Below are 21,091 nucleotides of genomic sequence, written 5' to 3'. Positions count from 1 at the left end.
CGCGATGATGTCGATCCAGTGGCCTAGCAACTTGATCGCGACCTCCAAGCTTTGCTGGAAGCGGCCGCAGCGTAAGGGCTGCGGGATATTGGTGGAGAGGAGAGAAGATGCGCTTCGAGAAAGGTCATAAGGCGGCGACGCGACGGCAGATCATCGATGTGGCGTCGAAGTGCATGCGCCGGAACGGCATCTCCGCCACCGGGATCGCCGGGATCATGGACGAGGCCGGCCTGACCAAAGGCGCATTCTCTCCGCACTTCGAATCCAAAGATGCGCTCGTTCGCGAGGCGCTGGCGAGCGCGCTCGACGACCAGCAACATCGCCTCGATGAGGATCAGCGGAGCGGCCCGGACCTTGAGGGCGCGATCCGGAGATACCTGAACCGTGCTCACCTCGAAGACCCGACGGGCGGATGCCCCTCGGCGGCGTTGCTCCCCGAAATCGCCCGACAGCCCCTGTCCACAAGGAAAGATTACGAGAAGGGGCTGCGAAGCTACGTTGCGACATTGGCCGCACTGCTTCCTGACGCAGATGCATCAGCGAGCCGCCGCCGCGCGACCGCCATCTTCGGCCTCATGGTGGGCACCCTTCAGTTCGCGCGGGCCGTGCCCAACGCTGCGCAGGCGGAGCAGATCCTGGAAGGCGGCGTTGAGGCCGCCTTGCACTTGGCACGAGCTCCCTCTCGCTAGATTAGGAAGCCGGGAGAGGCAGTCCCTCGAGGTCCGCTTCACCAAACAGAGCAGACACGGCGTCGCATTGTCCGCCCCGAGCAGCGAAGGGCGTCGCCGGCTCCGAGCGCAACGATTGGGCGATCTGATTCGCGCATTCAATCGCGCTTTGATGCTGCGTTGGTTTTGCTTCATGATGATTGGCAGGCCGCCAGTGCGGCTCAATAAGGGGGGTGTTGAAATGAGGAAGTTTTCGCTTGTATTGCTGTCGACAGTCGCTCTCGGCCCGATCACAGCCCAGGCTGCGGATCTGGCGCCGGTCCGTATGTCGTCGAAGGCTCCCGCTCAGGTGGGCAACTGGACGGGATTCTATATCGGCGGCAACGTTGGTTATGGCTGGGGCAGCTACGGTGCGTCGAACGCCACCGGGACAATCGTGAACTCGAATGGCGGTTCGGGCATCTATGCCTTCAACCCCGTGTCCGGCAACGGTAATGGGGTCACCGCCGGCATCCAGGCCGGCTACAACTGGCAGATTGAGCAGACGGTGCTCGGCATCGAGGCTGATTGGCAGTATCTCAATTCAAAGGCCAGCACCGGCAACTCGGCTATTGCTGTTCCCGTCTTCATCGGCGGCAATTTCAGCGGCAGCACGTCCGTCAGCACCGATTGGTATGCGACCTTCCGTGGCCGAGTGGGTTATGCGTTTGGGCCGGCGTTGCTCTACGCGACCGGCGGTATTGCGTTGGCCGATACCAAGGTCAGTGCGAACGCTACGGGCAGTATCGTCACTGCCCTCTTCCCGCCAACCCTGGGACCGCTGGGCTCCATGAGCGCTTCTGACAGCGCCGTCCTGATCGGCTACGCGGTTGGCGGCGGTTTCGAATATGCTCTGGGGGCAGGGTGGTCGGTCAAGGGCGAGTATCTGCACATGGGTTTCGGCACGAAAGGCTACAACTTGACCGGCTCGCTTCAATCGCCGGCCGGGTTGACGGGCGTCATCGCGACTCACGTCGATATCAAGCCGAGCTTCGACATCGCCCGCGTTGGTGTGAACTATCGCTTCTGATCAGCGGATCTGAAGACGTGAAGAAAGGGAGACTTCAGGTCTCCCTTTCTCGCAATCGCAGGCCGCTTAGGCGTGCCTACTCGTCATCCTCGTCTTCGTCCTCATCCTCGTCGTGATCTTCCACTTCCAGGCGGTCGAGCGCGGCCAGCGGCAGTGTCTCGCGGAACAGATCGCCTTCCGAGCCCATCCAGAGGCAGAGGATGTCGTCGCCTTTCACCTCTGCGACGGTCAGCGGCTGGCCGCCGGATTTCAGCATCACGACGTCGCCGGTTTTCAGTTCCATGGATGGTCCTTTCGGGGTTGATCGACGAGAGGGGAGGCTAGCAAGCCGTCATGACAGGCCGATCACGGGCTATGGGACCCGTGAATTGGCTGCGGCTTGCACAGACTGCCGAAACGTCGATGGCAGAGGTTCGAGTGGGGGATCGCTCGAGGTCACCAGGGGCTATTCCGTCCCAGGCGCGGCGATGATGGCATCATGCGCCTGTTTTGCCCGACGCGTCAAATGATTTCGTAAAATCAGCAATGCATTGCGTTTGCGGCAAGCTGTTGAAATTGCAGCAGCCGGCTACTGTGCATGGGGTTGTTTTCGATGTTTTGTTTTCGCCTGGGTTACGGCTGGTCCGGCACGAGTTCGGTCAGCGAGCGGATGATGCGGTCGGGCTTGACGGCCGAGCCTTCGGGCAGGCCGTCGCCATGCACGTCGATCCAGATCGAGTAGATGCCGAGGCGCTGCGGCGTCACGACTTCCCATTCCAGATTGTCGCCGATCATCCAGGTGTCTTTCGCGGTGACGCCGAGCGCCTCCATCGCGTGCAGATAGGCGCGCTCCTCGGGCTTGCCGAAACCGTGCTCGCCCTCGATCTGGATGTGATCGAAGCGATGCGTGAGCTCGAAGCGCTCGACCTTGGCGCGCTGCATGTCGGCGGCGCCGTTGGTGACCAGCGCGAGTTTGACGCCGCGTGCCTTGAAAGAGTCGATCGCATCATGCGCACCGGGGAACACGAAGATCGCTTCTTCGCGATAGGTCGTGAAGCGGTTGGCGAGGCGATCGGCGAGATCGTCGGAGAGGGCGCGGTGGCCGTCGGCGGCGAGCGCGGCGAAGCCGCCCCGCACCGTGAGCCGCCGTGCCTCGCCAAGCTTCATCCGCCACGCGGCTTCCGCATTCGCCCAGAAGTTTCGTGCGAAGGCCAAAACTGCGGTCGCGACCTGCTGCGGCGGCAGCGGCGCGAGCTCGTCGGCAAATTCTTCTGCGATCGTATTCCAGGCGATCTCGGGCCGGCCGTAGGCCGAAAGGATGGTGTCGTCCATGTCGATCAGCATGGCGCGCGGCAGCGGAGGCATCGCGGTGCTCATGGCCATTTCACCTCCGGCGGCAGCGACGACAGGATGGAGTCCACGTTGCCGCCGGTCTTGAGCCCGAAGATGGTGCCGCGGTCGTAGAGCAGGTTGAATTCGACATAGCGTCCGCGCCGGATCAATTGCTCCTCGCGATCCTCAGCGGTCCAGGCGCTCGCGAAATTGCGCCTGACGATGTCAGGGTAGATTTTCTGGAAGGCGCGGCCGACATCCTGGGTGAAAGCGAGGTCGGCGTCCCAGTCGCCGCTGTCGTGCCAGTCGTAGAAGATGCCGCCGATGCCGCGCGCCTCTTTGCGGTGCGGCAGGTAGAAATACTCGTCGCACCATTTCTTGTACTTGTCGTAGTCGGCAACGCCGTTCGGGCCCGTGCAGGCCTCCTTCATCGCGGCGTGGAAGGCGAGCGTGTCGGGATCGTCCTGGGTGCGCCGGCGGTCGAGCACCGGCGTGAGATCGGCGCCGCCGCCGAACCAGGCTTTTGTGGTGACGACGAAGCGGGTGTTCATGTGCACGGCGGGCACGTGCGGATTGCGCAGATGCGCGATCAGCGAGATGCCGGAGGCCCAGAACTTGGGGTCGTCTGCCGCGCCGGGGATCTGGGCGCGAAACTCGGGCGCGAATTCGCCGTGCACCGTCGAGCAATGCACGCCGACCTTCTCGAACAGGCGGCCGGACATCATCGACATCACGCCGCCACCGCCGGGCGCGCCGGTATGATCGGTGCGCTGCCAGGGCGTGCGTTTGAAGCGGCCGGCATCGCCCGGATAAAGGCTTTGGGGGGCGTCATCCTCCAGCCGCTCGAAGCTCGCGCAGATGTCGTCGCGCAAAGCTTCGAACCAGGCGCGGGCGCGCGTCTTGCGGTCTTCGATTGTCGAGATGTCCATGTCCAATTCCAAAACCGGTCTCGTAGGGTGGGCAAAGGCGCTCTTGCGCCGTGCCCACCATATTCACTGTCGTCTTGATTGGTGGGCACGCTTCGCTTTGCCCACCCTACGAAGTCTAACCCTGCGGACCGTAATAGGTGCAGCTCTCGTTGCAACTGTCGCGGTGGATGCTGACGCGGGTGAGCTTGCCGATATGCTGGAGCCGCTCCCAGACGAAGCGCGAGAGGTTTTCCAGCGTCGGTGTGCCCAGCGCCTCGATCTTGTTGAGGTATTTGTGGTCGAGCGTGAGCCGCACGTCCTCGATGGCGCGCTGGACGAGGCCGAGATCGACCACCATGCCGGTCGCAGGGTCGGGCGTGCCGCGCAACGTCACCTCGGCGCGGAAGGAGTGGCCGTGGATCTCTTCGCTTGCGGCGCCAAAGGTCGTCCCCGACAATGAGTGCGCCGCCTCGAAGCGGAACGATTTCGTCAATTCCCACATCTGTTCGAAAACCAATCCTATCTGATGCCGAGCGATTTATGCGTCTGCACGCTCAGCCGCCATTGCGGATGGCGCAGGCAATAGTCGATCGCACGCACGGTGTTTTGGGCAACCTCGGGTCCGTCCATCGGTTGCAGCGAGAAGCGTTCGAAGGCGAGACCCTCGAAGGTCTCGGGCGCGGCGAGGGCCTGCGGATAGACCAGCTTCAGCTCGTGGCCGCGGCGCTGGACGAGCTCGCTGCCGCCCTTGGGGCTGACGCAGATCCAGTCGAGCCCCTCAGGCGCCACAATCGTGCCGTTGGTCTCGACGCCGATCTCGAAGCCGCGGGCGTGGAGGGCGTCGATCAGGGCGGCATCGACCTGGAGCAGCGGCTCGCCGCCGGTGAGCACCACGTAACGGTTGCTGTCGGTGGCAGCCGTCCATTGCGCGGCGACGGTGTTGGCGAGTTCCGCGGCCGAGGCATAGCGGCCGCCGAGCGTGCCGTCGGTGCCGACGAAGTCGGTGTCGCAGAATTTGCAGGTCGCGGCCTCGCGGTCGGCCTCGCGGCCGCTCCAGAGGTTGCAGCCGGCAAAGCGGCAGAACACGGACGCGCGCCCGGCATGGGCGCCTTCGCCTTGCAGGGTCAGGAAGATTTCCTTGACCGCGTAACTCAATGATCTCTCCTCAACATCTCAAACTTACGGGTTCCGGAGCTGCCGCAGCGCCTCGCCTGCGGCCATCGCCGCGGTCATGGCGACATTGAGCGACCGCAGCCCCGCCGTGATCGGGATCACCAGCCGCGCGTCCGCAGCCTCGACCACCGCGTCGGTGACGCCGGCGCTCTCGCGCCCGAATAGCAGGATGTCCGACGTCTGGTAATGAAAATCGCGGTAATCGGTGGCGGCCTTGGTGGTGAACAGCAGCAGGCGGTAGCCCTGTGTCGCACGCCATTCCTCGAATTTCGACCAGGAGTCGTGGCGGGTCACGCTGACATGATCGAGGTAGTCCATTCCCGCCCGGCGGAACAAGCGGTCGGAGAACGGGAAGCCCGCCGGCTCGATGATGTGGGCGGCCATGCCCAGGCAGGCACAGAGCCTGAGAATCGTGCCGGTGTTCTGGGCGATGTCGGGTTGGAAAAGCGCGATCTGCATGGGCTGTATCGGGGTCGGTGCGGGCCGGAAATGTCTCAATAAAACATCGCTGGCTGCGGAATTCGTGCATTGCACGCCCCCACGCCGTTAGCGGGCTTGCGCTCGCCCGGCAAGGGTGCCAATAGAACGATTCTGGACTGCTGTTTTCGCCTTGTTTCGGTGGGGACAAGTGAAGTTCTGCCGCCGCGGGGGGCCGCGGGCGCCGGCACACTGTTTTGGGGACCTTGGGGGCTCCCGGAACGGTTCCGTCGGCAGCATAAGAAGAAAGGGTTGGAATCGTGACGACAGCGTCTTCGGCGGACCATCCGACACGCCGTGATTTCTTATTCGTTGCAACGGGGGCAGCTGCAGCAGTAGGGGGCGCAGCTGCGCTCTGGCCCTTCATCTCTCAAATGAATCCTGATGCGTCGACCATCGCCGCCGGTGCGCCGATCGAGGTCGATCTCAGCCCGGTCGCCGAGGGGCAGGACATCAAGGTGTTCTGGCGCGGCAAGCCGATCTACGTCAGCCACCGCACCAAGAAGCAGATCGACGAGGCGCGCGCCGTCAACGTGGCGAGCCTGCCCGATCCGCAGTCCGACGAGGCCCGGGTCAAGCCGGGCCACGAGCAGTGGCTGGTCGTGATCGGCATCTGCACCCATCTCGGCTGCATCCCGATCGCTCATGAGGGCAATTACGACGGGTTCTTCTGCCCCTGCCATGGTTCGCAGTACGATTCGTCCGGCCGCATCCGCCAGGGGCCCGCGCCCGCGAACCTGCCGGTGCCGCCGTACCAGTTCGTTTCCGACACCAAAATCCAGATCGGCTGAGCTTCGGGCCTTCGCCCGAAGCTTCGCGCCGTCTCGTCGTTATATTTCCTCAGGATCGCATCATGAGCGGACCATCCGACTACCAGCCGAGCAATCCGGCCCTGCAATGGATCGAGCGACGTCTGCCGATCATCGGTCTCGTCCATTCCTCCTTCGTCGTCTATCCCACCCCGCGCAACCTGAATTACTGGTGGACCTTCGGCGCCATCCTCTCCTTCATGCTGGGGATGCAGATCCTGACCGGCGTGGTCCTGGCGATGCACTACACGCCGCACGCCGATCTCGCCTTCAAGTCGGTCGAGCTGATCGTCCGTGACGTCAATTACGGCTGGCTGCTGCGCAACATGCATGCCTGCGGCGCGTCGATGTTCTTCTTCGCGGTCTACGTCCACATGCTGCGCGGTCTCTATTACGGCTCCTACAAGGAGCCGCGCGAGGTGTTGTGGATCCTCGGCGTCATCATCTACCTCCTGATGATGGCGACGGGCTTCATGGGCTACGTGCTGCCGTGGGGCCAGATGAGCTTCTGGGGCGCCACCGTCATCACCAATCTGTTCTCCGCCATTCCCTATGTCGGCGAGAGCATCGTGACGCTGTTGTGGGGCGGCTATTCGGTCGGCAACCCGACGCTGAACCGCTTCTTCTCGCTGCACTATCTGCTGCCGTTCCTGATCGCTGGCGTCGTCGTGCTCCACGTCTGGGCGCTGCATGTCGCCGGCCAGAACAATCCTGACGGCGTCGAGCCGAAGACGGAAAAGGACACGGTGCCGTTCACGCCGCACGCGACCATCAAGGACGGGTTCGGAGTCGCCTGCTTCCTGCTGCTCTACGCCTGGTTCATCTTCTACATGCCGAACTATCTCGGCGACGCCGACAACTACATCCCGGCGAACCCGGGCGTGACGCCGCCGCACATCGTGCCGGAATGGTATTACCTGCCGTTCTACGCGATCCTGCGTTCGATCCCGAACAAGCTCGCGGGCGTGATCGGGATGTTCTCGGCGATCATCATCCTGTGCTTCCTGCCCTGGCTCGATGCCGCCAAGACCAGGTCGTCGAAGTACCGGCCGCTGGCCAAGCAGTTCTTCTGGATCTTCGTCGCGGTCTGCATCCTGCTCGGCTATCTCGGCGCGCAGCCGCCGGAAGGCATCTACGTGATCGCCGGCCGGGTCCTGACGGTCTGCTACTTCGCCTACTTCCTGATCGTGCTGCCGCTGCTCTCGCGCATCGAGACGCCGCGGCCGGTGCCGAACTCGATCTCGGAGGCGATCCTGGCCAAGGGCGGCAAGGCGGTGGCTTCGGTCGCCATCGCGCTCGTTGCCGCCGGCGCGCTGTTCCTCGGCAGCCTTCAGGACGCTCGCGCCTCCGAAGGCAGCGACAGGCCGCCGGGCAACAAATGGTCGTTCTCCGGCCCTTTCGGTAAGTACGACCGCGGCGCGCTCCAGCGCGGCCTGCAGGTCTACAAGGAGGTCTGCTCGAGCTGCCATGGCCTGTCCTACATCGCCTTCCGCAACCTCGCGGAAGCCGGCGGCCCCGGCTATTCGGTGGCGCAGGCAGCGGCGTTTGCGTCCGACTACAAGGTCAAGGACGGCCCGAACGATGCGGGCGACATGTTCGAGCGCCCGGGCCGGCCGGCGGACTATTTCCCCTCGCCATTCCCGAACGAGCAGGCGGCCCGTGCGGCGAACGGCGGTGCGGCGCCGCCCGATTTGTCGCTGATCACCAAGGCGCGCTCCTACGGCCGCGGCTTCCCTTGGTTCATCTTCGACTTCTTCACCCAGTACCAGGAGCAGGGCCCGGACTATGTCGCGGCGGTGCTCCAGGGCTTTGAGGACAAGGTGCCTGAAGGCGTCACCATCCCCGAAGGCTCCTACTACAACAAGTACTTCCCGGGCCACGCCATCAAGATGCCGAAGCCGCTCAGCGACGGCCAGGTAACCTATGGCGACGGCTCGCCGACCACGGTCGCGCAATATTCCAAGGACGTCACCACGTTCCTGATGTGGACCGCCGAGCCCCACATGGAAGCGCGCAAGCGCCTCGGCTTCCAGGTGTTCGTGTTCCTGATCATCTTCGCGGGCCTGATGTACTTCACGAAGAAAAAGGTCTGGGCCGACTCCCACTGAGCGGATCGAGACGAAAATGAAGAGGCCCCCGCAAGGGGGCTTTTTTGTTGGACACGAGCGTGTGTTGTTTGGCGCGATTGCCTATCGCTCGCTCAAACGCCAAAATACCGCCAACCGCTCCCCCAGAAACTCATCGGAGGACACCATGGGAACCACCATCACCTTCAAGCGCCCGGACGGCAAGGACGCCTCGGGCTATCTCGCCAACGCCGCGCGCGGCAACGCGCCGGGCGTGGTCGTGATCCAGGAATGGTGGGGCCTGTCGGATCAGATCAAGGGCCTGTGCGACCGCTTTGCGCTCGCCGGCTTCGATGCGCTGGCGCCCGATCTCTACAAGGGCAAGGTGGTGCCGTATCACGACACGGACGCCGCCGGCAAAGAGATGAACTCGCTCGATTTCATGGACGCCACCACGCAGACCGTGCGCGGCGCCACGCAATATCTGTCGCGCAACGGCGCCAAGGTCGGGCTAACAGGCTTCTGCCTCGGCGGCGCCGTCACCATCATCGGCGCGACCAAGATTCCGGAGCTCGCGGCCGGCGTCGTCTTCTACGGCATCCCGCCCGAGCAGGCGGCCAAGCCCGCCGACGTCAAGATCCCGCTCCAGGCCCATTTCGCCAACAAGGACGACTGGTGCACGCCGCAACTGGTCGATGCCTTTGAAAGCGGCATGAAGGCCGCCGGCAAGTCGCTCGAGCTGTTCCGCTATGATGCCGAGCACGCTTTCGTCAACGAGCAGCGCCAAGCCGTGCACGACCGCGAAGCCGCCGAGCTCGCCTGGGGCAGGGCGACGGAGTTTTTCCGGAAGCATCTCGGCTGATCGCCTGGAGCTCGGACGGCGCCCGCCCACCCTTGACGCCGTCCCCGCGCCATGGTGAGTATCCGCCCCATGAGCACCGCCGTCCGCCCAGCCCGTCTTTGGTGGCGCACCTCCTAAAGAGGTGGCCGGTGCGATTTCATTTCTCAAAATCGTCGAAGGTCGCCACGCAGTGCGGCGGCCTGATCGTTTGTCCTGTGTGGCGTTTCCTCGGCAAGTTTCGTAAGAGGACGACATGAACAGGACAGTCTTTGCCCTCCCGGCTCGAAGCGACTACGTGACCCGCGGCGGTCTCGCGATCACGCGTGTGGCGGAGCAGTTCACTGGCGGCGCCAACAGGCTCGACGATCTCATCAACCTGCTCGACCGCCGCCGCGGCGTGGTGCTGTCCTCGGGCACGACCGTGCCCGGCCGCTACGAGAGCTTTGACCTCGGCTTCTCCGACCCGCCGCTCAAGCTCGAGACCACAGGCGTCAATTTCAAGCTGGAAGCGCTCAATGAACGCGGCCAGGTGCTGATCGCCTTCCTCGCAGACGTGCTGCACGAGCCCTGCGTCGTGATCTCCGAGAAGACCGCCACGCGGCTTGCCGGCCACATCATCCGCGGCGATGCGCCGGTCGAGGAAGACCAGCGCACGCGGCGCGCCAGCGTGATGTCGCTGGTGCGCGATCTCGTCGCCGCCTTCTCCGCCAACGATGACGGGCTGCTCGGCCTGTTCGGCGCCTTCGCCTACGACCTCGTGTTCCAGATCGAGGACCTCGTGCAGAAGCGCGCACGCGAGCAGGACCAGCGCGATATCGTGCTCTACGTCCCCGATCGCCTGCTCGCCTACGACCGTGCGACCGGCCGCGGCGTGGTGCTGAGTTACGATTTTGCGTGGAAGGGCAAGTCCACCGAAGGCCTGCCGCGCGAGACCGTCGAGAGCCCGTACCTGAAGACACCGCGCCAGGGCTTTGCCGATCACGCGCCTGGTGAATATCAGGCCACGGTCGAGACCGCGCGCGCGGCTTTCGCGCGCGGCGATCTGTTCGAGGCGGTGCCCGGACAACTCTTCGCCGAGCCCTGCGATCGCTCGCCGGCGGAAGTGTTCCAGCGCCTCTGCGTCATCAACCCGTCGCCCTACGGCGCGCTGATGAATCTCGGCGAGGGCGAGTTCCTCGTCTCCGCCTCGCCGGAAATGTTCGTGCGCTCCGACGGACGCCGCGTCGAGACCTGCCCGATATCAGGGACGATCGCGCGCGGCACCGATGCGATCGGCGATGCCGAGCAGATCCGCCAGCTCCTGAACTCGGAGAAGGACGAGTTCGAACTCAACATGTGCACCGACGTCGACCGCAACGACAAGGCGCGCGTCTGCGTGCCGGGCACGATCAAGGTCTTGGCGCGCCGCCAGATCGAGACCTACTCAAAACTGTTCCACACCGTCGATCACGTCGAGGGCATGCTGCGTCCCGGCTTCGACGCGCTCGATGCCTTCCTTACCCATGCCTGGGCGGTGACGGTGACGGGCGCGCCAAAACTCTGGGCGATGCAGTTCGTCGAGGATCACGAGCGTTCGCCGCGGCGCTGGTATGCCGGCGCGATCGGCGCGGTGAATTTCGACGGCAGCATCAACACCGGCCTCACCATCCGCACCATCCGCATGAAGGATGGTCTCGCCGAGGTGCGCGTCGGTGCCACCTGCCTGTTCGATTCCGATCCCGCGGCCGAAGACCGCGAGTGCCAGGTCAAGGCCGCAGCCCTGTTCCAGGCGCTGCGCGGCGATCCGCCAAAGCCGCTGTCGGCCTTCGCGCCCGATGCGACCGGCTCGGGCAAGCAGGTGCTGCTGATCGATCACGACGACAGCTTCGTGCACATGCTGGCCGATTATTTCCGCCAGGTCGGCGCCGACGTCACCGTGGTCCGCCATGTGCATGCGCTCGACATGCTCAAGCGGAAGAGGTGGGATTTGCTGGTGCTGTCACCCGGACCAGGCAGGCCCGAAGATTTCGGGATCAAGAAGACCATCGATGCGGCGCTGGAGAAGAAGCTGCCGGTGTTCGGCGTCTGTCTCGGCGTGCAGGCGATCGGCGAATATTTCGGCGGGGAGCTCGGTCAACTCACGCATCCCGCGCACGGCCGGCCCTCGCGGGTGCAGGTGCGCGGCGGCCGCCTGATGCGCAATTTGCCGAACGAGATCGTGATCGGCCGCTATCACTCGCTCTATGTCGAGCGCGACAGCATGCCCGAGGTGCTTGATGTCACCGCCAGCACCGAGGACGGTGTCGCCATGGCGCTCGAGCACAAGACGCTGCCGGTTGCCGGCGTGCAGTTCCATCCGGAATCGCTGATGTCGCTCAGCGGCGAGGTGGGCCTGAGGATTGTCGAGAATGCGTTCCGGCTGGATGCGCGCGTTGATTGAGAGGCACCAATGACCTTTGACCACGATCTGAAGGCGAGCGTCCGCACCATCGTCGACTATCCCAAGCCGGGGATCATGTTCCGCGACATCACCACGCTGCTCGCGGATGCGCGCGCGTTCCGCCGCGCGGTCGACGAGCTCGTCAATCCCTGGGCCGGCAACAAGATCGACAAGGTCGCCGGCATGGAGGCGCGCGGCTTCATCATCGGCGGCGCGGTGGCGCATCAGCTCTCCGCCGGCTTCGTGCCGATCCGCAAGAAAGGCAAGCTGCCGCACACCACCGTGCGCATTGCCTACTCGCTCGAATACGGCATCGACGAGATGGAGATGCATGTCGACGCGATCCAGCCCGGCGAGCGCGTCATCCTGGTCGACGATCTCATCGCCACCGGCGGCACCGCGGAAGGCGCGGTGAAGCTCCTCCGCCAAATCGGCGCCAATGTCGTCGCCGCCTGCTTCATTGTCGACCTCCCCGATCTCGGCGGCGCCGCCAAGCTGCGCGCGATGGACGTGCCGGTGCGAACGCTGATGACGTTCGAAGGGCATTGAGCCGCGTCGCCACCCCGGCGATCGTCAGATCGCCTCGGCCTTCAATGCGGACCGCCAATGCAGCATGCGCTCCTTCAGGAGCGCGTTCCTGACGTAGTCAGTCTCCTCATTTTCCAGCCGCTCGCATTCGCCGAACGTCAGGCCCGCCTCGCCATGCGCGTTCCACGCAGCCTGGAGGGTACGGCAGGTGTGGCTGCCCTGGCGGAGCGAGAACCAGATGCGGTTCTGGATGGTCTGCAGGTTCGGCGCCTGGCCGACCCAGGCCTCGCCCGATGCCGCGCAGCGGACGACGTAGATGCCCGCAATGGTCTTGCGCTCCTTGTAGGCGGCGATGGCTGCCTTCCGGTCGATGCTCACGGGGGTGGGACCTTGCTGAGAGGGATACCGATCTCCGCCTCAATAGGCGCGGTCAGCCCCGCAGTCAATATTATCCGGGTAAAATTATCGCCTCAGGAGCTTTGCAGGATCAGGCTGAGCTCGAGCTCGCGGAAGGCGAGGTAGTTCCGCCGGGTCCACTGGTGCAGCTCGGTGGAGGCGTCCTTCTCCTGGCGCAGATAGCCGGTGAAGGAGAAGTTGAGCCGGTCGATATAGGTCTTGAGGAAGCCGGGTAGCGCGGGCAGGCGGAACAGCCGCCCGGTCGCCATCGCGGCCGGCAGCTCGCCGCGCACGATGTGCTCATTGTCCACCGTGATCAGGTTCATCCGCGGGATCTGTCCGCGCAGCATCTCGTGGGCGCGGGCCGAGACGCGGTCGGTGTCGGCGACGAACAGGATCATCGGCGCGACGTGCCGGCGTGCGGCCTCCTTCAACAGGCCGATCTCGTCGGTCATCTTGAAGAACTCGTCGAAGGCGTGGAAGCCGAGGTCGATCACCTTGGCTAGGCCGTCATCGACGATGACGCGGTCCATCAGCTGCATCTTGCCGTAGGTGTCGATCACATCAGCCGTTTCGGTGACCTTCGGCAGATAGTCGAGCAGCGACGGTTCCTTCAGGTTGACGTCGAAGGCCGCGACGTCGCCGTTCTTGAGCAGCAAAAATTCGCTCAATAGCCGCGCCAGCAGCGTCTTGCCGACCTGCGGGCGGGGCGAGCAGATGATGTAAAGGGGCGTCGCGGGCATCGACAGCTATATCAGGCGAACTCACCGTCCAATCCAGCCGTATCCGCCCGCGCTCTGCAACTATTTTTCGCTGTTGCGGGTGGCGGGCTTCGAACCGACGATGTCGGTCAGCCGGATCCGGTCGAACTCGCTCCAGACATTCGCCAGCCAGTGGCGGACATAGCCGCGCAGCACGAAGGAATAGTTCGCGGCTTCGTCGTTGATGCCCTTGTTGGCGACGAATTTCAGGAACGGGACGGAGGACACTTCGACCTGCTCATAGGCCATTTCGTTGAGCTTGGGGATGGTCAGCTCGGTCGCGTCCTTGATGCGGTGGAAGTAGGAATTGTAGGTCGCCTGGTCCCACTGGAAGAACTGGGTGTCGTTGATGAAGTTCTTCACCAGGAAATATTTTGCGCCGCCCATGAAGCCTGCGGTCTCGGCGATTTCGTCGAGCGACGCGATCGAGGGGCCCAGGATGTGGAACACCGCGAAGGTGATCTGGCCGGCCTTGGCTGCGTCGAGGAAGCCGATGTCGCGCAGCGAGGCCAGCGCCGGCGAGAGCAGGCCGGCGCGGACGTCGATCACGGTCACCGACGGGCTCGCCGCGTTGAGCGTGTCGAAGATCTTCATCTGGTCCGAGGTCGTCATCATGTCGACGATCTCGGTGATCTCGGGGTGAAAGCGCTTCAGGGTTCCGCGCGGCGACTCCGTGTCGAAGGCGCGCGTCGGTACGTTGTTGGCGGAAAAATAATCGAGCAAGGTGCGCGACACCGTGGTCTTGCCCACCCCGCCCTTGTCCGCGCCCACCACAACCACTGCCGGCTTTGCCATTGCTGTCCCCTAACGCGCCCTCCGATTGCGCCTTGCAATCGGTCGGGCCCCAAATCGATGTCCCAAGTCTGCTGTTGGGCGCGAACATGGCAGAAACAAGGGAGAATTCAAATCCTCGGCCTCTGGTTGTGGCAATTTCCGAGGTTTTTCCCAATCGCAACGCAACCCTTCGCAAGTCGCTTAAAATCCCGCCCTTAACGACGGCCCCATGGACCCATCGGATTGCCGGCTGCAGTTCCGGAGGGGGCGGGCACGGGCGGTGGACCGGCCGAGCTGCCTGCATCGTCCCAAGGCCCCTGGCGCAACGGCGGCGGGCCGTCCTGCCGCTTCACCTGTGCCTCAGGCTCGTCCGCCTCGTCGGGCGGCGGCAGCGGGCCGGGATCATGGCCGCCGGCGAACTTGACCAGCGCGTCGACCCGGGACTGCACCGAGGGATGGGTCGCGAACAAATCGGCAAAGCCCTCGCGCGGATTGTCGACGCAGAGCTCCATCACCGCCGAAGTCGCGCCCGGCAGCTCGCCGCGGTTCTCGATCTTGCGCAGCGCCGAGATCATGGCGTCCGGATCTTTCGTCAGCTCGACGGAGCCTGCGTCGGCGAGATATTCGCGCGAACGCGACAGCGCGAGCTTCACCACCTGCGACAACAGCCACGCCACCACGATCAGCACGACCGCGATGATGATCACGATCACCGCGCCGCCGCCGGAGCTCTTGCTGTCGCTCGACGACGAGGACGATCGCGACGATGAGGACGAGCCCGACGACCACGAGCCGCCGGAGCCGGAGCTCCAGTTGAAGCTCGTGAACAGGCGGAAGAACAACTCGCCGAAGAAGCCGACCACGCCGGCGATGATGACGGCGACGACCATGAGCTGGACGTCGCCGTTCTTGATGTGGGTCAGCTCGTGGCCCAGCACCGCCTCGATCTCCTTGTCATCAAGCGCATTGAGGAGACCCGTGGTCACGGTGATCGAATATTGCCGCGGATTGAGGCCGGTCGCGAACGCGTTCAGCGCCGGGCTCTCCATGATCTTCAGCTTCGGCATGGTGATGCCGCGCGAGATGCAGAGGTTTTCGAGCAGATTGTAGAGTCGCGGCTCTTCCTGCCGGGTGACGTCGTGGCCGCCGGTCACGGCATCGATCATTGACTGGTGGAAGAAATAGGCGATGACGATCCAGACCGCCGCCGCGATCGTCGCGAACGGCGCGGCGACGATGAGGTCGTGGAAAGCGCGGCTCAGATAGTAGGCGACAGTGCCATTGCTGTTGATGACGACTTCCGCGACCAGCGCGCCGGCATAGACCAGCACGTAGACCAGCATGAACAGGCCGGCGAGCAGCAGCATCGAACGAAACTTGTTCGAGGCGATGTGCGTGTAGAGACCATACGCGGCCATGACGCGATGCCCTGCCGGCCTATCGGCTCAACTCAGAACTTCACCTGCGGAGTGGCCTCGACTTCGGTGCGGCTGGCGCCGAGATCGAAGAAGTCCTTCTTGGTGAAGCCGAACATGCCGGCGAACAGGGCGGCGGGCATCTGCTGGATGCCGGTGTTGTACTCCTGGACCGCGTTGTTGAAGAAGCGGCGGCTCGCCGCGATCTTGTTCTCGAGGTCGGAGAGCTCACTGGCGAGCTGCTGGAAGTTGGCGTTGGCCTTGAGGTCCGGATAGGCCTCCGACAGCGCGATCAGCCGGCCGAGCGCGCCGGAGAGCTGGTTCTCGGCGGCGGATACCTGTGCCGGTCCCTGCGCCGACATCGCCGAGTTGCGCGCCTTGATGACGTCGTCGAGCGTGCCACGCTCATGCGAAGCATAGCCCTTCACCGTCTCGACCAGGTTCGGGATCAGATCGTGGCGCTGCTTGAGCTGCACGTCGATGTCGGCAAAGGCCTGGCCGACGCGCTGGCCCAGCGCCACCAGCCGGTTGTAGGCGCTGAACGCCAGGAACACGAGGACGACGATGACGCCGAGAACGATCCAGCCGGTCGACATGGAGAACTCCTGAAGGGGGAAGCAGGCGGGCGCAGCCTAGACCAAATTGGCACAGGACGAGAGCCCGGCGCAGAGGAAGGTAAGACTTGGTCGAATGGGGAACCATCCGAGTTCAAGGCAAAAGCGTCCGACGAAGTTAACTTTCGGCAATGACCGCGTCGCCCCAGCGCCAGCGCCGGGCGCTTGCATAGCCGGCCTTGTCGCGCCGCGGGACCTTGGTGATAGCGAGGCCGCCCTCCGTGCAGAGCTTTGCGGTGATCTCGGCTTTGCCGACATCCGGCGGCGCCAGCACGCGCGCGGCACGTGTTGCGGGCGCTGTCCGGGTCAGGGCGGTGTAGATGAAGCGCTCGTCCTCGAACGGCACGTCGGCGCCCTTGATCTGCCGGTGCGCCTGCGAGCGCGGCAGGCGTTGGCTGAAATGGCACCAGTCGGGCGCTACGAGGGGGCAGGGTTTTTCGTGCGGGCAGGGCGCGGCGACGTAGGCACCTAGCGCGATCAGCTGCTGGCGCAGCGCGAGGATGCGCGCGTAGCCGGCCGGTGTGCCGGGCTCGATCACGACCAGCGCGTGGCGTGCTTTCGCCCACATCGTTTCCGAAAGCTTGCGCTGATCGGTCTCGCTGAGCTCGCCGATGACGTAGCTCGCGACGACGAGATCGGCTTGCGAGACCTCGGCGAGATTGGCACCGGCGTCGCCCGGCAGATAGCGGCAATCGGCGAGACGTGTGCTGTCATGCGCCAGTTCGAGCGCGAGACGGCTGAGGGTGGCGTTGGCGTCGAGCAGGGTAAAATCCTGCAGCGACGGAAAGGCCTCAGCAGCGGCCCAGCTCGCGGTGCCCGGGCCTGCGCCGACGTCGAGCAGGGTTTCCGGGGCGAGGTCCGGCGCCATCTCGGTCAGCGCATTCAGGCTGGCGGCCACGGCCGCATAGGTCGCTGGCATCCGCGCCAGCGCGTAGGCGAGCGCATCGGCCTCCGACTTGATGGTGCCGGAGGTGCCGCCTGCGCGATAGGCGGTCGAGATTTTTTGCGAGCGCTGTGCGGCGTCGGTGCGGGAGAAGCCCTGAAGCTTGCCGTCGAGGGCGGCTTTCAGTTCGGCGGGGAGGGTGGGTGAGATCATTTTCTCATCGTCATGCCCCGCGTAGGCGGGGCATCCAGTATTCCGAGACGGCGCCGTGAACCGAGAGGCCGCGGCGTACTGGATCATCCGCTTTCGCGGATGATGACGTCAATAGGTGTGGAACGACCGGAGGCTCACGCCACGTTCTGGTCGAGAATGTCCACCGCCTCTGACAGGCTCACCGACACCAGTTGCGAGACGCCGCGCTCGGCCATGGTGACGCCGAACAGCCGGTTCATCCGCGCCATCGTGATCGGGTTGTGTGTGATGATGATGAAGCGGGTGTCGGTCGAGCTGGTCATCTCGTGCAGCAGGTTGCAGTAGCGCTCGACGTTGTGGTCGTCGAGCGGTGCGTCGACTTCGTCCAGCACGCAGATCGGCGAGGGGTTGGTGAGGAACACCGCGAAGATCAGCGCCATCGCGGTCAGCGCCTGCTCGCCGCCCGAAAGCAGCGACAGCGTCTGCGGCTTCTTGCCCGGCGGCTTTGCGATGATCTCGAGACCGGCTTCGAGCGGGTCGTCGCTCTCGATCAGGTGCAGCGCGGCCTCGCCGCCGCCGAACAGCTCGACGAACAGGCGCTTGAAGTGGTTGTTGACGACCTCGAACGAGGTCAGGAGCCGCTCGCGCGCTTCCTTGTTGAGGCTCTGGATGCCCTGGCGCAGCCGCTTGATGGCTTCGACGAGGTCATCGCGCTCGGTGACGAGGCCGGTGTGCTGGGTCTCGACCTCGCGCAGCTCTTCCTCGGCGCGCAGGTTCACCGCACCCAGGCGCTCGCGGTCGCGGCGCATCTTTTCGAGGTCTTCCTCGATGTCGTGCAGCGGCGGCAGCTCGGCGCCGGGCTCGATCTCGGCGAGGCCGGCAACGGCCTGCGGCTCGACCTCCAGCATGTCGCGGATCTCGCGCTCGATGTCCTCGAGCCGGCGCCGTGCGCCTTCCATGCGCTCCTCGGCGCGGGCGGTTGCTTCGCGGGAGCTCGACAGCGCTTCGAGTGTCAGCTTGGCGACGCGATCGGTTTCGGCCATCGCGGTCTCGGCCGAGGCGAGCGCGTCGGCGGCCATGCGGCGGTCGTTTTCCGCGTATTCGATCTCGGTGATCAGCGCGCTGCGCTTCTCGGCGAACACGGCGGGCGCGTTTTCGAGATCGCTGCGCTCGATCGAGACCTCGGTGATGCGGGTCTGGATGGTGTCGATGTGTGAGGCCGCACTCTCCTTGCGGTTCTGCCACTCGGTGCGCTCGGCGAGGATCGCCTGCACGCGGCGGTCGGCGAGCTCCGCTTCGCGCGCCAGCGCCTGCGCCTCGGCGCGGACCTGGGCGGCCATGCGGCGATGGCCTTCGATGTCGCTGCGGACGGCGGCGAGACGGGTCTCCGTGTCCTCGCTCGACGGCAGCTCGGTGATGCCGGCCTCGGCATATTCGTACGCGGCCTCGGCCTCGGCGCGGTCGGCGGCGAGGCGGCTATGGGCTTCCGACAGCGTCGCCTTGCGCGCGGCGCGGCGGCTGATCTCGCGTTCGGCCGTCGCATGGCGCTCACGCGCGACGTTGAGCTCGCGCTGGGCGGCGCGCCAGGCCTCGCGGCTCGCACCTTCGGTGCTGGCGGCCATCTGCAGCTCGGACTCGGCGTTCTCCAGCGCCTGACGCTTGATCTGCGCGTCGATGCGGGCCTGCTCCAGCTCGTTCTCGATGTCGACGAGGCGGGCGCGCTCGGCGAGGCGCCGTGCCGCACCGGTCGGGGCGTGGGCCGCGGCGACAAAGCCGTCCCAGCGCCAGACGTCGCCTTCGGGCGAGACCAGCCGCTGGCCGGTCTTGAGCTGCGAGACCAGTTCGGCGCCCCGCTCGCGCGGCACCACGCCGATCTGCGCCAGGCGGCGCGCCAGCTCGGCGGGCGCCTGAACGTGGCTCGCGAGCGGCACGACGCCCTCGGGCAGCTCCGGATCGCCGTCGGTCACGCCGGCATTGGTCCAGCGCATCGGCGCGGACGGATCGACCGGCGCGTCGAGATCGTCGCCGAGCGCGGCACCGATCGCCTTCTCAAAGCCCTTGTCGACGGTGATGCCGTCGATGATCGGCGGCCACAGATTCTTGGTCTCGCCGTTGACGATCTTGGAGATCGTGCGCGCCTCGGTATCGAGGCGCTGCACGCGCTTGTCGGCTTCGACGAGCGGCGAGCGTGAGGATTCCAGCGTCTGGCGCGCGGCAACATGCGCAGCTTCGCTGGCCTGGGCCGCGGCTTCCGAAGCGGCAAGGGTCTGCTCCGCGTTCTCGACCGTTGCGGTCAGCTCGTCGAGATCGCCGAAGCCGCCGGTCTCGTCGGCAAGCTTCTGCTCCTCGGCCGCGACGTTCGAAATCTCCTGGTCGAGCCGGGCGAGCTTGTCGCGGTGGGTGCGGACATTGGCTTCGAGCTGGTTGCGCTTGGCGGTGAGGTCGGCAAGCGCCGTGGTGAGCTCGGCGAACTGGTGCTCGGTTTCGGTCAGCACCGCCTCGGCTTCGCCGACGCGCTCGTCGACGCCGGAGCGCTTCTCGACCCGCGACTTGATCTCTTCCTTCAGCTCGGCGTCTTCGGTGTCGAGCCGCTGGAGCGCGACGTCGGCGTCCATGGTCTGCTGCTGGGCGCGCGAGATGTCGCCCTCGAACTGGGCGAGGCGCCGCTCTAGCTCGGCGACGCGCTCCTTGGCGCGCTCTTCCTCGCGGTCGAGCAGTTCGCGTGCATTGGTCAGGCGCTGCAGCCCGGCCGCGGCGCGCGCTTCGGCATCGCGCAGCGCCGGCATTTCGGTGGCGCGGATCGCCTGGATGCGGGCGGCTTCGGCCTGGTGCTGGGTGCGCTCGGCCATTTCGCGAACCGCGAGATCATGGGTCTGGCCGGATTCGTTGACGTCGGCATGCGCGCCGATCCAGCGCAGGTGGAACAGCGTGGCTTCCGCCTTGCGGACCTTGGCCGCGACCTCGCGATAGCGCACGGCCTGGCGGGCCTGCTTCTTCAGGCCTTCCATCTGGCCGGCGAGCTGGCCGATCACGTCCTCGACGCGGGTGAGGTTGGTTTCGGCGGCTTTCAGCCGCAACTCGGCCTCGTGGCGGCGGGCGTGCAGGCCGGCGACGCCGGCAGCGTCTTCCAGCACGCGGCGGCGCTGCTCGGGCTTGGCCTGGATGATCTCGCCGATCTTGCCCTGGTGGACGAGGGCGGGCGAGCGCGCACCGGTGGCGGCGTCCGCGAACAGGATCTGCACGTCGCGCGCACGCACGTCGCGGCCGTTGATGCGATAGACCGAGCCCGCCTCGCGCTCGATGCGGCGGGAGATTTCGAGCAGCTGGCTGTCGTTCATCGCCGCCGGCGCGGTGCGATCGGTGTTGTCGATCGTCATCGTCACTTCGGCGTGGTTGCGCGCAGGACGGTTGCCGGAGCCGGCGAAGATCACCGCGTCCATGTCGGCCGCGCGCAGCGACTTGTACGAGGTTTCGCCCATCGCCCAGCGCAGCGCCTCGACGAGATTCGACTTGCCGCAGCCGTTGGGTCCGACCACGCCGGTCAGGCCGGGCTCGATGACGAAGTCGGTGGCCTCAACGAAGGACTTGAAGCCGTGAAGGCGCAGGCGGGTGATTTTCATAAGCACGCATCTCTGTTGGCAGGCGCGAATCCCCCTGCCGGGACAATACCATGGAAGGCAATGTCACTCTCTGGGTGAGTCGCGCGAGGCGCCTCATGCGGTCGGACAATGGCCGCGGTGCGCCGCGAGGGCAACCGGCGAAAACCGCTTTTCCCAAGGGATTTATG

Annotated in this window: 20 protein-coding genes; 7 read left to right on the top strand and 13 right to left on the bottom strand. The window is 65.3% G+C overall.

Annotation, left to right across the window (positions count from 1 at the left end; genetic code table 11):
* Positions 1 to 107 precede the first annotated feature (107 nt).
* Positions 108 to 689 carry a TetR/AcrR family transcriptional regulator gene (locus AB7G19_RS33490; protein WP_085402515.1) on the top strand — a complete coding sequence of 194 codons (582 nt, stop codon included), beginning with the start codon at positions 108 to 110 and terminating at the stop codon, positions 687 to 689.
* Between the two features lie 115 nt (positions 690 to 804).
* Complete coding sequence (locus tag AB7G19_RS33485) at positions 805 to 1,737, top strand: outer membrane protein (RefSeq protein WP_085402516.1); 933 nt, start codon at positions 805 to 807, stop codon at positions 1,735 to 1,737.
* 76 nt (positions 1,738 to 1,813) lie between these two features.
* On the opposite strand, the gene AB7G19_RS33480 is transcribed toward AB7G19_RS33485, so the two are convergent.
* From AB7G19_RS33480 to AB7G19_RS33455, 6 genes are all read right to left on the bottom strand, one after another.
* Positions 1,814 to 2,020, bottom strand: coding sequence for a YodC family protein (locus AB7G19_RS33480; RefSeq protein ID WP_028153663.1), 207 nt, complete (start codon positions 2,018 to 2,020; stop codon positions 1,814 to 1,816).
* A 329-nt stretch (positions 2,021 to 2,349) separates the two neighbouring features.
* Positions 2,350 to 3,099, bottom strand: coding sequence for an HAD family hydrolase (locus AB7G19_RS33475; RefSeq protein WP_094184197.1), 750 nt, complete (start codon positions 3,097 to 3,099; stop codon positions 2,350 to 2,352).
* Positions 3,090 to 3,977 (bottom strand): oxygen-dependent coproporphyrinogen oxidase, encoded by an 888-nt coding sequence (gene hemF, locus AB7G19_RS33470; RefSeq protein ID WP_085402517.1) that lies wholly within the window; start codon positions 3,975 to 3,977, stop codon positions 3,090 to 3,092. The genes AB7G19_RS33475 and hemF overlap by 10 nt, the downstream gene beginning before the upstream one ends.
* A 115-nt stretch (positions 3,978 to 4,092) precedes the next feature.
* On the bottom strand, positions 4,093 to 4,458 hold the full coding sequence (locus AB7G19_RS33465; RefSeq protein WP_028153666.1) for a 6-pyruvoyl trahydropterin synthase family protein: 366 nt from the start codon (positions 4,456 to 4,458) through the stop codon (positions 4,093 to 4,095).
* A 17-nt stretch (positions 4,459 to 4,475) separates the two neighbouring features.
* Positions 4,476 to 5,111 (bottom strand): 7-carboxy-7-deazaguanine synthase, encoded by a 636-nt coding sequence (gene queE / locus AB7G19_RS33460; RefSeq protein WP_085402518.1) that lies wholly within the window; start codon positions 5,109 to 5,111, stop codon positions 4,476 to 4,478.
* A gap of 24 nt (positions 5,112 to 5,135) precedes the next feature.
* Positions 5,136 to 5,588, bottom strand: coding sequence for a tRNA (cytidine(34)-2'-O)-methyltransferase (locus AB7G19_RS33455; RefSeq protein ID WP_085402519.1), 453 nt, complete (start codon positions 5,586 to 5,588; stop codon positions 5,136 to 5,138).
* Positions 5,589 to 5,866: 278 nt separating this feature from the next.
* Between AB7G19_RS33455 and petA the strand changes: the two genes are divergently transcribed.
* The 5 genes from petA to AB7G19_RS33430 all read left to right on the top strand — a co-directional run bounded on the left by petA (position 5,867) and on the right by AB7G19_RS33430 (position 12,290).
* The gene (gene petA / locus AB7G19_RS33450) at positions 5,867 to 6,397 is read left to right on the top strand and encodes a ubiquinol-cytochrome c reductase iron-sulfur subunit (protein WP_063985148.1); all 531 of its coding nucleotides are present in this window, start codon (positions 5,867 to 5,869) and stop codon (positions 6,395 to 6,397) included.
* A 62-nt stretch (positions 6,398 to 6,459) separates the two neighbouring features.
* Positions 6,460 to 8,523: a cytochrome b/c1 gene (gene fbcH / locus AB7G19_RS33445; protein WP_071916174.1), complete on the top strand. Its 2,064-nt coding sequence runs from the start codon at positions 6,460 to 6,462 to the stop codon at positions 8,521 to 8,523.
* A gap of 145 nt (positions 8,524 to 8,668) precedes the next feature.
* Positions 8,669 to 9,343, top strand: a complete 675-nt coding sequence (locus tag AB7G19_RS33440) for a dienelactone hydrolase family protein (RefSeq protein ID WP_085402587.1) — start codon at positions 8,669 to 8,671, stop codon at positions 9,341 to 9,343.
* A 232-nt stretch (positions 9,344 to 9,575) separates the two neighbouring features.
* Positions 9,576 to 11,741 (top strand): anthranilate synthase component I, encoded by a 2,166-nt coding sequence (locus AB7G19_RS33435; protein WP_085402520.1) that lies wholly within the window; start codon positions 9,576 to 9,578, stop codon positions 11,739 to 11,741.
* A gap of 9 nt (positions 11,742 to 11,750) precedes the next feature.
* Positions 11,751 to 12,290, top strand: a complete 540-nt coding sequence (locus tag AB7G19_RS33430; protein WP_038943444.1) for an adenine phosphoribosyltransferase — start codon at positions 11,751 to 11,753, stop codon at positions 12,288 to 12,290.
* Positions 12,291 to 12,314: 24 nt separating this feature from the next.
* Here the strand turns inward: AB7G19_RS33430 and AB7G19_RS33425 are convergent, their stop codons facing one another.
* The 7 genes from AB7G19_RS33425 to smc all read right to left on the bottom strand — a co-directional run bounded on the left by AB7G19_RS33425 (position 12,315) and on the right by smc (position 20,924).
* Positions 12,315 to 12,647, bottom strand: a complete 333-nt coding sequence (locus tag AB7G19_RS33425) for a GIY-YIG nuclease family protein (protein ID WP_085402521.1) — start codon at positions 12,645 to 12,647, stop codon at positions 12,315 to 12,317.
* Between the two features lie 92 nt (positions 12,648 to 12,739).
* A complete protein-coding gene (locus AB7G19_RS33420) occupies positions 12,740 to 13,408 on the bottom strand; it encodes a hypothetical protein (protein ID WP_085402522.1) in 669 nt (222 codons plus the stop codon).
* Between the two features lie 60 nt (positions 13,409 to 13,468).
* Positions 13,469 to 14,221: a hypothetical protein gene (locus AB7G19_RS33415; protein WP_085402523.1), complete on the bottom strand. Its 753-nt coding sequence runs from the start codon at positions 14,219 to 14,221 to the stop codon at positions 13,469 to 13,471.
* Between the two features lie 194 nt (positions 14,222 to 14,415).
* Entirely contained in the window at positions 14,416 to 15,618 is a 1,203-nt protein-coding gene (locus AB7G19_RS33410; RefSeq protein WP_085402524.1) for a M48 family metalloprotease, read from the bottom strand.
* Positions 15,619 to 15,650: 32 nt separating this feature from the next.
* Positions 15,651 to 16,211 (bottom strand): LemA family protein, encoded by a 561-nt coding sequence (locus AB7G19_RS33405; protein WP_014497379.1) that lies wholly within the window; start codon positions 16,209 to 16,211, stop codon positions 15,651 to 15,653.
* A 136-nt stretch (positions 16,212 to 16,347) separates the two neighbouring features.
* On the bottom strand, positions 16,348 to 17,325 hold the full coding sequence (locus tag AB7G19_RS33400) for a small ribosomal subunit Rsm22 family protein (protein WP_085402525.1): 978 nt from the start codon (positions 17,323 to 17,325) through the stop codon (positions 16,348 to 16,350).
* Between the two features lie 134 nt (positions 17,326 to 17,459).
* Positions 17,460 to 20,924, bottom strand: a complete 3,465-nt coding sequence (gene smc, locus AB7G19_RS33395) for a chromosome segregation protein SMC (RefSeq protein ID WP_085402526.1) — start codon at positions 20,922 to 20,924, stop codon at positions 17,460 to 17,462.
* Positions 20,925 to 21,091: the final 167 nt, after the last annotated feature.

The organism is Bradyrhizobium sp. 215_C5_N1_1 (assembly GCF_052075935.1).
GTDB lineage: Bacteria > Pseudomonadota > Alphaproteobacteria > Rhizobiales > Xanthobacteraceae > Bradyrhizobium > Bradyrhizobium barranii.
The sequence above is the reverse complement of the archived record's forward strand: the minus strand, read 5'-3'. Positions and strand labels throughout refer to the sequence as shown.